This is a genomic window from Nostoc sp. FACHB-133 (assembly GCF_014698055.1).
Classification (GTDB): Bacteria; Cyanobacteriota; Cyanobacteriia; order Cyanobacteriales; family Nostocaceae; genus Nostoc.
Genome location: NZ_JACJSH010000002.1, coordinates 295,767 through 309,516, shown reverse-complemented (window position 1 = coordinate 309,516; position 13,750 = coordinate 295,767). Strand labels below are relative to the sequence as shown.

Annotated in this window: 7 protein-coding genes and 2 pseudogenes; 5 read left to right on the top strand and 4 right to left on the bottom strand. The window is 42.5% G+C overall.

What is annotated here, in order from left to right; all coding sequences use genetic code 11:
• Positions 1-155 precede the first annotated feature (155 nt).
• A complete protein-coding gene (locus tag H6G86_RS03320) occupies positions 156-1,652 on the bottom strand; it encodes a polysaccharide deacetylase family protein (protein WP_190933090.1) in 1,497 nt (498 codons plus the stop codon).
• Positions 1,653-1,729: 77 nt separating this feature from the next.
• On the opposite strand from H6G86_RS03320, the gene H6G86_RS03315 reads away from it, so the two are divergent.
• Positions 1,730-2,308: a hypothetical protein gene (locus tag H6G86_RS03315; RefSeq protein WP_190933089.1), complete on the top strand. Its 579-nt coding sequence runs from the start codon at positions 1,730-1,732 to the stop codon at positions 2,306-2,308.
• Positions 2,309-2,368: 60 nt separating this feature from the next.
• On the opposite strand, the gene H6G86_RS03310 is transcribed toward H6G86_RS03315, so the two are convergent.
• Positions 2,369-3,241, bottom strand: a complete 873-nt coding sequence (locus tag H6G86_RS03310; protein ID WP_190933088.1) for an SDR family NAD(P)-dependent oxidoreductase — start codon at positions 3,239-3,241, stop codon at positions 2,369-2,371.
• Between the two features lie 1,077 nt (positions 3,242-4,318).
• A complete protein-coding gene (locus H6G86_RS03305; protein WP_190933087.1) occupies positions 4,319-6,016 on the bottom strand; it encodes an alpha/beta hydrolase in 1,698 nt (565 codons plus the stop codon).
• 195 nt (positions 6,017-6,211) lie between these two features.
• On the opposite strand from H6G86_RS03305, the pseudogene H6G86_RS40115 reads away from it, so the two are divergent.
• The 3 genes and pseudogenes from H6G86_RS40115 (at position 6,212) to H6G86_RS03285 (ending at position 9,833) form a co-directional block, all read left to right on the top strand.
• Positions 6,212-6,760 (top strand): annotated as a pseudogene (locus H6G86_RS40115) (Uma2 family endonuclease).
• A 255-nt stretch (positions 6,761-7,015) separates the two neighbouring features.
• A complete protein-coding gene (gene psbA / locus H6G86_RS03290; protein WP_190933086.1) occupies positions 7,016-8,119 on the top strand; it encodes a photosystem II reaction center subunit D1 in 1,104 nt (367 codons plus the stop codon).
• A gap of 322 nt (positions 8,120-8,441) precedes the next feature.
• The gene (locus tag H6G86_RS03285; protein ID WP_190933085.1) at positions 8,442-9,833 is read left to right on the top strand and encodes a malic enzyme-like NAD(P)-binding protein; all 1,392 of its coding nucleotides are present in this window, start codon (positions 8,442-8,444) and stop codon (positions 9,831-9,833) included.
• Between the two features lie 193 nt (positions 9,834-10,026).
• Here the strand turns inward: H6G86_RS03285 and H6G86_RS03280 are convergent.
• Positions 10,027-10,853, bottom strand: a pseudogene (locus tag H6G86_RS03280) (Rpn family recombination-promoting nuclease/putative transposase).
• A 163-nt stretch (positions 10,854-11,016) separates the two neighbouring features.
• On the opposite strand from H6G86_RS03280, the gene H6G86_RS03275 reads away from it, so the two are divergent.
• Positions 11,017-13,302, top strand: coding sequence for an alkaline phosphatase D family protein (locus tag H6G86_RS03275; protein WP_190933084.1), 2,286 nt, complete (start codon positions 11,017-11,019; stop codon positions 13,300-13,302).
• The last annotated feature ends 448 nt before the right edge of the window (positions 13,303-13,750 follow it).

Below are 13,750 nucleotides of genomic sequence, written 5' to 3'. Positions count from 1 at the left end.
CGCCCACTTACTTACTTGTTATTAATGATATAACCCCCCTTAAAAAAGCTTGTTTTAATTATCTACTTTTTAAGGAGGGTTCGTGAGGATAAAGCCTTAACCCAAGAGTATTTCTGGAGTTTGAATACTCATCCATAGCCATTGCACTCTACAGTTCAATTTATGTGCAATAAATTTTCGCCACGTTGATAAATTTCCCTTGCATGATCAGTCCAAGCACCTTGTCCCCAATAACGAAAACAACTGGTTTGCAGCAAAAGATTGTGTAGTAGAACGTTACGATAGTGAGATTGTCTTGTAACAGGTTCTGCTGAATTAAGTTGCTGTAATTGATCAAATTTTTGATGGAATGAACTACTTAATTGATACATAGGAGACAACACATTTTCATATCCTTTGACCCAACTGATATGATTTGTCCATGAGGCTCCATCTAGATGAAAATTAGAGTTTATTTGCTTTAATTCTTGAATCGCATTTTCTACAGCTTCGGGTTGGCAATTATCTGGTGAAACTCTCTCCCAAATCTGATGTTGTCCCACTGGCTGACAAGTTGGATAGTCTTCAGGTTTGCATCCAGCAGCTTCGATAAATTCTAAATATTCTGTACCACACATTCCAACAACACCTGATTTTCCTCCCCCATTATTGACCATATCCCACCAAGCTTGTTTAAAAGCACTAGGAAATTCATTCATCATCACACCACCATTTTCACCATCTCCAATTTGGCTAACTATTGGTGGCACAAGAACACTACCAATTTGTTGTTTGGATAAAGTTTTAGCTTCATAATAAGGCTGCATTTGTGCAACTAATTTCGTATCCGAACCTTGAGTTTTAATTAAAGCTGTGATGCTAATAGTTTCGCCTTGAGAATTGCGGGCAATGAGACAATGTGGCAAATGTTTGTGGGTGAGAGATTGACCAGTAAGAGTTTCTACAGAATGTTCTTGAACGAGTAGCCAGCGATATCCACACTCTTTTAGCGCTTTCACAAATTCAAAGAGAGCATCAGGGTGATTGGGGAGGTGCATTTCTGGAGGCGAAAAGCCTTTGACTCGTGCTAGTGCTTCCCAGCCAAAAATTGCTGCGAAGTGATGTTGCCATGCAACGATATGTAATTTAATATCTGCTATGGGTGTGGAAGGAATAACTGCATGACCCCACATGGTACCCAGCCATTCTACATAAGGTTGATAGTTGCGATCGCAAGTGATCCGTTTGAGGTTATCGAGAACATCACTGCGTCCCATTTGCCGCAATCCCCACAAAAGATTACCTGAGTAATCCAACATCACACGGGGATTGCAACCTTGACTTACAAGTTCGGGGATCAAGTCTCCCATCCGGCTGTAACAATATGCAAAAGGATCTGCATTGTGGTTATCCCCCTCGTTGGGATGTTCAAACATATATTGCAGATTGCTGATCAGTGTACCGCCATTTCCAGCAGGTATAGTTGGCTGGTGCATGTGTAAGGCGATCGCAAACACAGCATTTACGTCTTCTAGGCGGATATTTGTTGTTGGTAAAAATACTGGCTGATCGTGGTTAACTACAGAGAGAACCTCTGTTTCCCAACCAGAAATATTCGGCAAGCCATCAATGATTTCGGGCAAACTGCTGAGAGTAGTAGGGAAGGAAAGCATTTCTGGTTGCTCCAATATGAGTTATATCTATAAAACTTGCGTTTGTATTTAATAATACTTAACTCAGCGTATATACAATGAATACTCCAAGTCACGCTATTCTCAACTTGCTGATTTTCAATCAACAATTGCGAACTCAGGCAAGTCCGGCAATTATCATCGGCGCAGTCTTACCAGATATTCCCATCTTTGTGTTCTATTTTTTAATGAAGTTTGTTTACCATCTACCGACCCGCCAGATTTGGTCAGAAGTTTATTATCAACCTTTTTGGCAAGCTATGGTCAGTACGTTTCATTCAATTCCACTAGCGCTGCTTGGAATATTGATTGCCCATATCTGTAGTTGGCAGTTGATTGAAGTTGGCTTCGTCAGTATGGTGCTACATTCTCTTTTAGATTTACCAGTCCATAACAACGACGCTCACCGACACTTTTTTCCCTTCAGTAATTACCGTTTTATCAGCCCTGTTTCTTATTGGGACTCAAATCATTATGGCTCAATCGCAGCTTTGGTAGAAATTCTCTTAGTTCTAGGGGCAACTATTTACCTGTTTTCTTCCACACGAACCTACTGGGGTAAAGGATTGCTAATTACAGTCAATCTGTTTTATACGATCGGGTATTTCCGTTTTTACCTTTTAGCTAAAGGCAATTGACCCCAGTAGGGTAAGCGATGCACTAAAAAATTTAGGATTTATGTGCAGACACGCGATAAATCATGTTCTTGACAAGAACAAATCACCGAAACGATGGATTCTGGTTAAAAAATTCAGTTTCGGGATCAGCTTGTTGAGTCTTTCGGCAGGCTGTTGTTTTCTTGATGCTGGCGGAGTTGCGATTCGTAAAATTAGCTCTAATAGCCAAGGGGCAAGGCGTTGACACAATACGGCTAAATGACTTTGCCACCCGACTAGAATTTCTGGTGAATCATTTTGCATACCGGCGACGAGTGCTTTGGCTACTTGTTGGGGAGTCATGGGGATCACCCAGCGAAATAATTTTAAGTCGCGCACCATATCTGTGTCTGTGAGGGTAGGCAGTAATGCAATGACTCGGATATTGTGTTCAGCTAGTTCTTGGCGCAAGGCTTGGGTGAATCCTAAGATGGCAAACTTAGTAGCTGAGTAAGTCGCCATCGTCGGTGCTGCTACCTTCCCCATCAGACTCGATACATTGACGATTGTCCCTTGCCTTTGGCTGACCATACGTCGAGCGATCAGACTCGTGAGGTTGTACATCCCTAACAAGTTCACAGAAATTTCTTCTTGAACTTGAGGCATCTTAGATTGCAAAAATGAGCTTTGGTATGCGACACCCGCACAATTAACCAGTAGGTGAATCTGTCCGAAATTGCGCCAGAGTTGGGCAACAGCGATATTTACTTCAATTGTCTGCGTCAAATCTAAGGCCACGATCGCAGTTTCTGTTCCCATCGCCTCGATTTCGTTAGCTACCTCGACTAACTTTTGGCGATCCCGTGCGACCAATATCAATCGCTTGATGCCGACTTGCGCTAGCTCAAGAGCGATCGCTCGTCCAATCCCACGTGAAGCCCCTGTAATCAGGGCAACTTTACCTTGAATCTCCATTGGTTTTATCCTCCAAAATCTAAGTCTTACCAACCTCTTCGTTATTGCCGATATACACAATCAAGAGTTACCAAAAAGGGGAAAAGGGGAAAGGGTAAGGGGGAAAGCATAAAGAACTTTTCCCCACAAGAGACTTCTTGGCATTTGTGGGGAAGGGGTAAAGGGTAAGGGGAAATTTCATTCCTTTCCCCTTTCCCCTTTAACCTTTCCCCCTTTCCCTTTCTTCATTTGCTTGTCGGCATCAAGTAAGACAAATAATTTATTGCAATTGAAATCAAACTGAAATTAAGCCTTTGGCAACGAGATATCTCTTGGTTAATCTGCAATCCCTCATAATTGTCTATACGAGGCAGAAATTTCTCGTTTTTAAGCCGTCAAAGCCTAACACACTTGGCTGAATGGGTATAGCTCATAGATTTTATCTCTCCTAGATCAGAGCGTTCATCAGCATCGTTGTCATACACACGTTAGCAATTAAATCAAGGTATTGCAATATTCTTTAATAAGGATTTCTTAATGCTTCTTAACGACAAGCATATATATATAAAATATTTTATTAAATAAGTTTTTATAAATCCCTCAGTAGAAATATCTCACTTCCCTGACAAATAGTCTTTTTTCGGGCAATTGTTATATCTAATTCATCTGTTAGGAACAAAAAAGACATATAGAATTTGAGTTTATGCTTGCAATAGTTAGAGTTACTGATTAAAGCGTAGATTTCTATCAGCATATTTACTGATTTATTGAAAACAAACGTTTCTGAGGTTGTATTTATGTAAATAATCCAAGAGGGCTAATACATCATTTTTAATGCAAATTACAACAGCATTTTATCTGCTGAAACTTTAGTGTAAATAGTAATTTGTTTGGGTTTAGCTTTGAGTTTATCAAAGTAATCTTTGAGACTTGTAGTGTTGCTAATTTAAATCATTCCTGAATAACAAGATCCCCAACTTCTGCCAGAAGTTGGGGATCATTGCTGTAAGTTCTAATATTCTGCCTTCCACCGCACCCACGTATATTTACGTAATCCTCTTTTCTCCCCTGCTCTTTTCACGATGCTCCCGGTCATAACTAACGCGGGGTAGGTTGAGGATTTGATAGTTTGGTTGACTGGGGAATTGACGCACTCCAGATTTGATTAAATTGAGCTACCGATAACGACTGTAAAATACTGAGATTAAGGGGCTCTTTGCTGATAAATGTGGCATAAGATGGCTGCAAATAGGAACGGTATTCAGGGCGGTTGAGGAGATGGGTTTCCATAAAAGCGACGCTGAGGGCGTTGAGATAGGAATAAACAGCATCACGATCGGGGCCCAGTAAGGCAGGTGGCACAGGTAAAATATCATTTTCAGGAGTCGGTTCTGCGATCGCTGAAAAGTGGGTGGCATTTTCAATCAAAGCCAGGTACTTATTGGGATCAGAAAGCCAGGTGAAGGGGCGAATTTGCTCAAATACAGGTGGAGCGAAAATATCTTGACTACCTGCTACCAGCATTACAGGCATTTTAATTTGACTGACTCCGCCCTCACCCAAAACTAAGCTGTCAATCGGATTAATCGCCATGATTGCCTTGATGCGATCGTCTTTGAGTTGATAATTTTTTTGGGGTAACTTACTTGCTTCACACTGCAACAACAGCGACAAATTAAAGGATGAATAATTGGTATTACAATCTTGGCGCAGTCGCTCAAAGTTAATCGTTGCTCCTGCGAGAGTCAAAACGGTATAACCACCAAAAGACTGGCCAATCGCCCCAACTTGCTGAAAATTGAGTTTTCTGTGGAGAGTGGGATCAGATTTTTCTAGACGCTGGAGTTCATCGAGGAGATACTTGATATCCAAAGGTCGGTTGATAAATTCCTCTGGTTCTGGTGGACTTGCCAAACCTGCAAAGTATTGCTGAAAGCGTTTGGCATTACTACCAGGGTGTTCTAGTACAGCAACAGCAAAACCGTATGATGCTAGATGTTCAGCCAGGTAGACAAAGGTAGAGCGGTCTGAAGCAAGACCGTGAGAAATGACAATCAGGGGAAAGGGAGGAGACTGAGAATTCTGATCTGTGAGTTCTGAGTTTTGAGTTGTAGGTAAATAGATATCTACCGGTAGACGGCGTGAGCGAGAAACGTCATTTAACTCCAGGCTTTTTTTCTGCCAACGGAATTTTCCTGGCGATCGCAAATCTGGTTGTTTTGAGAAGTCAACAGTTGAATTGGCTGCTTGAGCGATCGCTTCTTTTTGAAGAGAAGCTACAACTTCATCCTTTTTCTTGAGCAACTGTGATAAGTCATCAACTATCCTTAACCCTTCTGTGAAATTCACCCGCATAGTATTGCTAGGAAATTTCCGCAGCAAATTCACCACCGTTAAACCCTCTCGATCGGCAGCAGCCAAAATCAAAGAGGCGCGTATGGCATAGAAGCCGTTCTGTCGAGACTCAGTGAGAAGTAATTTTCCTAGTTGTTGCACTACCTCCTCGCCGATCGGTGAGTAAGTGACTTGAGATACTAAAGTAGGAGTGATATTGAACCTTTGCTGGAGCAGATCCCGCAGTTGAGCGAGTTGTTGAGGAGTAGCACGGCTAGCATAAAATGAAAAATCTTGATCGATTTTCCCAACTTTGGCAAAAGTTTCTAGCGAGTCCACCGATAACGAGAATTCGCCGAAGGGAGGATAAAAAAAGCTAATGCGTTCAGCTGCCAATCCGGGTGTAGAAGTCAAAAAGGTAGATAGCAAACCTAAACCCAGGTATCTCAGAAATTTTTTCATTAGAAAAACCCACTGTCTAACCCTGCCAAACAAGTTTGGACAGGATATATTCCCTAGAATTATCCAATTTTAGTATAGACAGTTACATTAAGAAACTTCTTGTCTGCGTAGACCTACTCTTGGCGGCTTCTCGAAAACATGAGGCTTCACGATGTTAGATTCAAGCTACGACTCCTGTGGATGAGGAATCAGGTAATGGCGGCTTCTGTAGAACATGGTTTAAATAATAACGCTTCTATCCCTCCCTTAGAAAGTGGCGATCGCTTAACCCGCCACGAATTTGAGCGTCGTTATACAGCAACGAAGGCGCACCAGCAATACGGTTCGGTTAAAGGGTAAAGGGGAAAGGGACTCATGTTTTGAATACATCCTTTCCCCTTTACCCCTTACCCTTTACCCAGACCACAAGGAAAATGAAAAATGCTTATCCGAACTGTATTGGGCGCACCAGAATTAGTCGCAGAAGTGACAGCTAGTAGTGCATCTATTGATTTGTACGACAAAAAACGCGCCTACCGTCGCAATGGAGTGCAGGAATATATCGTCTGGCAGACTTTAGAGAATAAACTCGACTGGTTCTGTTTGCAAAATGGTGAATATTGTGTAATTAAAAGTAGGATATTTCCAGGCTTGTGGTTAGCTGTTACCTCGCTAATTACAGGGGATATGACGAAAGTTTTAGCAGTGCTGCAACAAGGGTTAAATTCAAAAGCACACGCTGACTTTGTTGAGGGTTTAACTTAGCAAAACTTAAAAATAATGTCTTGAAAAATACAAATTATTAATGTAAAACGTGATATTAGAAGCCGGGAAAGTTTTCCCTTTTTTCAGACAGTCTCCCTTGGGAAATTAGTTAACAGCATTTTTGGTGTGAGGTAATTCCAGAGAGTCCCGGCGATTAGGGGGAAGGTATTTAGCGAAAGTCTTTGAAAACAGCTTAATTCTCAATTCTTGAAAATTGGGAAAGTTTGTTATCAGCGATTTATAAACAACACAGCTATGACCACAACTCTAGGAAGAAGCGAAAGCGGCAAACTGTGGGATCGTTTCTGTCAATGGATTACTAGCACCAACAATCGGCTTTATATCGGCTGGTTCGGTGTTTTAATGATTCCTACCCTATTAACCGCTACCATCTGTTTCATTATTGCCTTTATTGCTGCACCACCCGTTGATATTGACGGAATTCGGGAGCCAGTTTCTGGTTCTTTATTGTACGGCAATAACGTCATCACCGGTGCTGTTGTACCCACATCTAATGCCATTGGTTTGCACTTCTACCCCATTTGGGAAGCTGCTTCAATGGATGAATGGCTCTACAACGGCGGGCCTTATCAACTCATTGTCTTGCATTTTTTGATTGGTATTTTCTGCTGGCTCGGTCGGCAATGGGAGTTAAGCTATCGTCTGGGAATGCGTCCCTGGATTTGCGTAGCTTACTCTGCTCCTGTAGCTGCTGCAACTTCTGTCTTTTTAATTTATCCAATTGGTCAAGGTAGCTTTTCTGACGGGATGCCTCTGGGAATTAGCGGCACATTTAACTTCATGTTCGTTTTCCAAGCCGAGCATAACATCCTCATGCACCCATTTCATCAACTGGGCGTAGCGGCGGTGTTCGGTGGTGCGTTTTTCTGTGCAATGCACGGATCTTTGGTGACTTCCTCTCTAGTCAGAGAGACAACAGAAGCTGAATCCATAAACTATGGTTACAAGTTTGGTCAAGAACAAGAAACATATAACATCGTCGCGGCTCACGGTTACTTTGGGCGGTTAATTTGGCAATATGCCAGTTTTAACAACTCGCGTTCTTTGCACTTTTTCTTAGCAGCTTGGCCTGTAGTTGGTATCTGGTTGACGGCATTGGGCATCAGTACGATGGCGTTCAATCTCAACGGGTTCAACTTTAACCAATCAATTCTTGATTCTAAAGGTCGTGTAATTAATACATGGGCAGATGTGCTAAACCGCGCCAATTTAGGTATAGAAGTGATGCACGAGCGTAATGCTCACAACTTCCCCCTAGATTTGGCTGCTGGTGAGGCAGTACCTGTGGCAACGATGTCTACGACGGGCTACGCCTACGCACCTGCAATACACGGTTAGTTGTAACTTAAAATTCGCCGCGCTCTCTGTCTAGAGGGCGCTTTTTGTATGAAGCTATAGTTATACAAATATTTACATAGATAAAATTTTAAAAAAATATCTGGTGTATTTGGGTACAATTACTAAATTGTTACTCATCTATATTAGTAAATGCATTGGTATAAATAAAAATAATTATCAAAACTGTGAGCAGTGAGTAAACTAACTAGTGACGGTTATCTCCAGAGTTAATATTCATTGTATTTCTACTGACTACAACTCTCAAATTTTAGTTTATGTCTCAATTCAATATAAAATCTAAAACTTAAAATCCAAAATCAACATGGCAAACCTAACTCCGAATTCTAGTTTTAGTTTGACACTGCGCTTGCAGATTCCCAATCGTGTAGGAATGTTAGCATCCGTAACTCAGGCGATCGCAACTACTGGCGGCAATCTCGGTCAAATCGATTTAATCGAGCAAACCCGCAAAGAGTCCACCCGCGATATTACCGTTGATGCTGCTAGTACCGAACATGCTGAAACCATTGTGCAAGCAGTGAAAGTATTGCCAGATATCAAGTTACTCAGTGTCTACGATCGCACCTTTAATTTGCATCGCGGTGGCAAAATCAGCATTACTAGCAGAATTCCCTTGAAGAGTGTATCCGATCTAGCAATGGCTTACACGCCCGGAGTCGGTCGAATTTGTACAGCGATCGCTCAAGATCCAGAGGAAGTTTACAAGTTAACCATCAAACAAAATACTGTTGCCATTGTTACCGATGGTAGTGCGGTTTTGGGATTAGGGAATCTCGGCCCAGCTGCTGCTCTGCCAGTCATGGAAGGCAAAGCAATGCTATTCAAGGAATTTGCGGGGCTAGATGCTTTTCCCATCTGTCTGGCAACCCAAGATACAGAAGAGATTATCCAGACAGTTAAGAATATCGCGCCAGTTTTTGGGGGTGTGAATTTAGAAGATATCGCTGCACCTCGCTGCTTTGAAATTGAAAAGAGATTGCGCGAAGAGTTAGATATCCCCGTTTTTCATGACGATCAGCACGGTACCGCCATTGTCACCTTGGCAGCGTTATTTAACTCTCTAAAACTGGTAAATAAGGCAATGGCAGAAATCCGCATCGTGATTAACGGTGCTGGGGCGGCGGGAGTAGCGATCGCGCGGTTACTCCGTAAAGCTGGGGCAGAAAAAATCTGGATGTGCGATTCTAAAGGGATTATCTCTACTAGTCGTACCGATTTGACAGAAGAAAAACTTGAATTTGCCGTGAAAGCTCAAGGTACCTTAGCGGGTGCGATGCAAGGGGCTGATGTATTTATTGGAGTCAGCGCACCAGGAGTTTTGACACCAGAAATGGTGCATTCAATGGCGAAAGATCCAATTGTGTTTGCAATGGCAAATCCCATTCCAGAGATTCAGCCAGAATTAATTAGTAAAGATGTTGCTGTTATCGCCACCGGTCGCAGTGATTACCCCAATCAAATCAATAACGTCCTAGCTTTTCCTGGGGTATTCCGTGGTGCTTTAGATTGTCGGGCAAAGACAATTACCACCACAATGTATTTAGAAGCCGCAAATGCGATCGCTTCTTTAGTCAAGCCCTCAGATTTGGATCGGGAACATATTATTCCTTCAGTCTTTGATGAGCGAGTCGTCAATGCTGTTGCTGCTGCTGTACAACAAGCAGCGCGTCAAGAAGGTATCGCCCAGAATTAATTAAATTAAGTTTAAAACCCCCTCCAAATCTAGGATTTGGTGGTCTTCTCTACGAGACGCAAGCGCGAACAATCAGTCGGGGATTCAGACCCGCGACTGATAGCGCAGCGTTAGCGAGTCCGTGAGCGTCTTAATTCTGACTCCTGTTAGCGGATAGCTAAGGTTTAGCCCATTCTGACTTCTGAATTCTTCTTCAAGATTTCGGTTGTACAGCTTGCCTAACAACTTCTTCGTCCAAACCTAACGCTTGGGCTATCTGTTCAATACTCAATCCTAACGCCCATAGCTGAGGTATTGTTTCTAGCTTGCCTTCTAGTTTGCCTTCTAGCTTTTCTTCTAGTTTGCCTTCTTCTTTACCCTCTTCTTTACCCTCTTCAAAAACTTCTTGGTAAAATTTAGTTTGCTTTAACTCACTTAATCCGAACATTTTTCCCATCTCCTCCCGGCTCAAGCGCGGCAATTTGTAGATTAATATTGTTTCTATTAATTGTATAATTTCCCTCTGCTGGGCGGTATTGAGAATTTCTTTTCGGGCGCTGTTGACAATCTCGATAGCTTTCGTTGTCGCAGTTGATTCTGGTTCGATGATTAGTTTGACTGTCTCAATCCCGATTGATGATGTGGGAATTGAGCTTAACTCGTTTAGGTAAATGCAAGTCACTCGTTGGGAATTAAGTAATTCTGCATATCTCTCTGTATCTCCAGTATCTACGCTGCGATTAGGGAAGATGACAACACCCCGCCAATTGTTAGTTAATTCAGTTTTGTCGAGATAATTAAAGATTTCGGCGAATAAACGGGAATAAATTTTTTATCGAGTTGAAATTGCACCTCAGCAAAATAAATGGGTAATTCTGGAGTATCAGGTAAAAATACGCCATCAATTCTAAATGCCAGTTGTTTGACTTCAACTGATGAAAATTGGTAAGCACTGGCTAGTGATGGTGGTTGGTTAATGAGTTCAAAGAAGGTGCTGGGTAAGCTTTGAAAGATGCGATAAAATATGCTGTCTGTTTTCAAGTCAGATGGTTTTGAAGTTGATAAGCATATTTTACAGTTTAGCAATCGCTCATCATGGATATGTCAGATTGAGGACTGGCGAAACACTCGTCCCCATTTGGTGATTGGATTATATAAATAAAGCAACATCATCTAAAACACCACCATTTGTCAACTGTTTGCAATGAAGTACCAAGCTGGGGACGAGTTTTTACAACAACTGCCGCTAATTTTGGCGGGGCCAATCCTAAAACATACTGAACCAGAGTCAGTAACGGTATGGGTGGCTCTGAAACAGTCTTGTCAGGTAGAACTCAAGGTTTATGAAACAACAAATGACGGTGAAACGCTAGGAAATTGCTTATTGGAGGGAGAACGCTCTAGCTTTGCTCTAGGCAAGTATCTTCATGTAGTTGCGATAACGGCTCGATCCCCGGTTGGATATCGCCTAACTAGCGATCGCCTCTATGCTTACGATCTCCAGCTTACTGTTGCTGACCAAACCCTGCAAATGCAACAAGCATTATGCTCAAACTCTTCTCCTACAGTCAGCATCAGCTACTTCGATCATCAAAAACCTACCTTTGTTCTGCCGCCAAACCGTCTTCAAGATTTGCAAATTGCCCATGCTTCCTGCCGTAAACCTCATGGTCATGGGTTTGATGCACTACCGATTCTTGACAGTTTAATTGAGGCTTCAGCAAATCAACCCCAACATCGCCCTCACCAGCTATTCCTCACTGGAGATCAGATTTACGGAGATGATGTAGCAGACCCGTCGTTGTGGGTTGCCACGACTCTTGGTGATGCCCTTTTGGGTTGGGAAGAACAACTGCCGGTTAATGGGGTTTATTGCACTCCCCAGCAGCTACCCCCTGGAGAGCGAGCTGATGTTGCAACAAATCAAGCTGGGTTGACCGCAGGATTACATAATAAATCGGAGAAAGTTAACAGTCATCTTTTCAGCCTGGGTGAATATTACGCTACTTATTTACTAGCTTGGTCGCCAGTGTGCTGGCCAGACGCATTTCCTCAAGGACACCAAGTAACGCGCGATCGCCATGCTATCAAAGACTGGAACCAAGCAGTCTGGCATTTACGCCAATTCATCTACACCCTTTGGAAAGTGCGTCGCGCCCTTGCTAATATTCCCACTTACACCATCTTTGATGACCATGATGTAAGTGATGACTGGAACTTAAATCAAGCTTGGTGTTTGCGGGTGCTGGGTCGTCCCTTGGGGCGAAGAATAGTCCAAAATGCCTTGTTAGCCTACACGGTATTTCAAGGATGGGGCAATACACCAGGGCAATTTGCAGAAGGTCAATCCGGTGAAAAGCTGTTGGCAGCTGCACAAGCTTGGTCAGCATCCCAAGGGATGGATGCAAAGGCTGATGATGCGATCGCTCGTTATGTCGGTATGCCAGCCAGCGATCCTGCCACAGGCTTACCTATTTTAGTCCGAGACGGTTCCGTATTCATTCTGGATCGAGATCCTGAAGCACTCACTTGGCACTATATAGTCAGAAGCGATTGCCATGAAGTAATTGTGCTGGATACACGCACTTGGCGGGGTTATCCAGCCGATCAAAAACCAATTGCACCACCGATGCTATTGTGTCCAAAAGCCTTTGAGCAACAATTAGTTTTACCTTTACAACAAGTAGCTGAACAAACTAAGATTCAAAATACATTTGTGATTGCGCCCACTAATGTATTTGGTCTACAAGTAATTGATTGGATTCATCATTGGCATTTACAACGCGAGAAGGTTTTTTCAACCGATGTTGGAGATGCTTGGAACATTAATGTGGAAGCACTGGCGCAATTCCTAACTACCTTGTTTGAAGAACGTCAACAAGTCATTATTCTATCTGGAGATATCCACTACAGTTCTGTTGCTCACTTGTCTTATGCACGCACCCATTCCAAATTGCAATCTGTATTGGTGCAGTTAACCGCTAGTGCATTGAAGAATGAAGAGATTTTGACGCGGCTGATTCATACACGATTGAAAGATTGGCTATTACCCGAAAAGGTGCGACATTGGATCGGGTGGAGTAACCCACCCAATATGGTAGAAGTTTCTGCGAAACAATTACACCATAATCGCCAGATGCTAACGAACTCAGACTGGCATTGTGTACTGGAATGGATACCTCGAAACACTTTTCAGACTTCTACCTGCACAGCAGATATATTATCTTTGATAGCTCCCTGGAAACGAGCAGAAAATGCTAAATGGAAATGGTTACAACCCCTGATGTTTTGGAAATCTCGTTGGTTTCAGGAAGGGCGAGAAGTAGTTGGATTGAATAATTTAGGGCTGGTTCACTTTGAGTTCGCAGACGCGAGTAATTCTGACAAAGTTATTCAAGATTTATACTGGTTTTCTTGTTGGTATCCAACCCAAGTTGTTTACAGCCGTTTTGAGAGCGAGTTAACGCCTAATCAGTCATTGTTACGATAATCAAAGAGGCAGGGGGCAGGGGGTAGGGGACACTTTCAAGGGTAGGTTTTTTAGAATCTCAAAAATAGTTGAGAAAATTCTCAATTGTTTAACGTGGTTTGGTCATTTCAGGATTTAAGCATCGGCTGAAATAGCCAAAAAATGATCAAATACAAAATACCTACCCTTTCAAGGGTAGGGGACAGGGGGGAAAATTCTGAAATTCCTGTGTAATCAAGGTTTTAAGGGCAAATAAATTTATTTATAGGGTTCTCCACCTTGCCCTCTGCTCCCTTGCCCCTTATTCCTTACCCCCCTACTACGACAGATGTGGTTAAAATACATGAAAACTGCTGTAAAGTTTGAACATTTGAGCAAAAAGGTCGAAGTTCTGAGTTTAAAAGCTCAACGTTTGAGCAAAAAGGTCGAAGTTCCGAGTTCAAAAGCTTAACGTTCGAGCAAAAAGGTC

Excerpts from the sequence above, each read along its gene's own strand:
- H6G86_RS03315 (WP_190933089.1), top strand. The coding sequence starts at position 1,730 with ATGAATACTCCAAGTCACGCTATTCTCAACTTGCTGATTTTCAATCAA.
- psbA (WP_190933086.1), top strand. The coding sequence starts at position 7,016 with ATGACCACAACTCTAGGAAGAAGCGAAAGCGGCAAACTGTGGGATCGT.
- H6G86_RS03320 (WP_190933090.1), bottom strand. The coding sequence starts at position 1,652 with ATGCTTTCCTTCCCTACTACTCTCAGCAGTTTGCCCGAAATCATTGAT.
- H6G86_RS03275 (WP_190933084.1), top strand. The coding sequence starts at position 11,017 with ATGAAGTACCAAGCTGGGGACGAGTTTTTACAACAACTGCCGCTAATT.
- H6G86_RS03310 (WP_190933088.1), bottom strand. The coding sequence starts at position 3,241 with ATGGAGATTCAAGGTAAAGTTGCCCTGATTACAGGGGCTTCACGTGGG.
- H6G86_RS03305 (WP_190933087.1), bottom strand. The coding sequence starts at position 6,016 with ATGAAAAAATTTCTGAGATACCTGGGTTTAGGTTTGCTATCTACCTTT.
- H6G86_RS03285 (WP_190933085.1), top strand. The coding sequence starts at position 8,442 with ATGGCAAACCTAACTCCGAATTCTAGTTTTAGTTTGACACTGCGCTTG.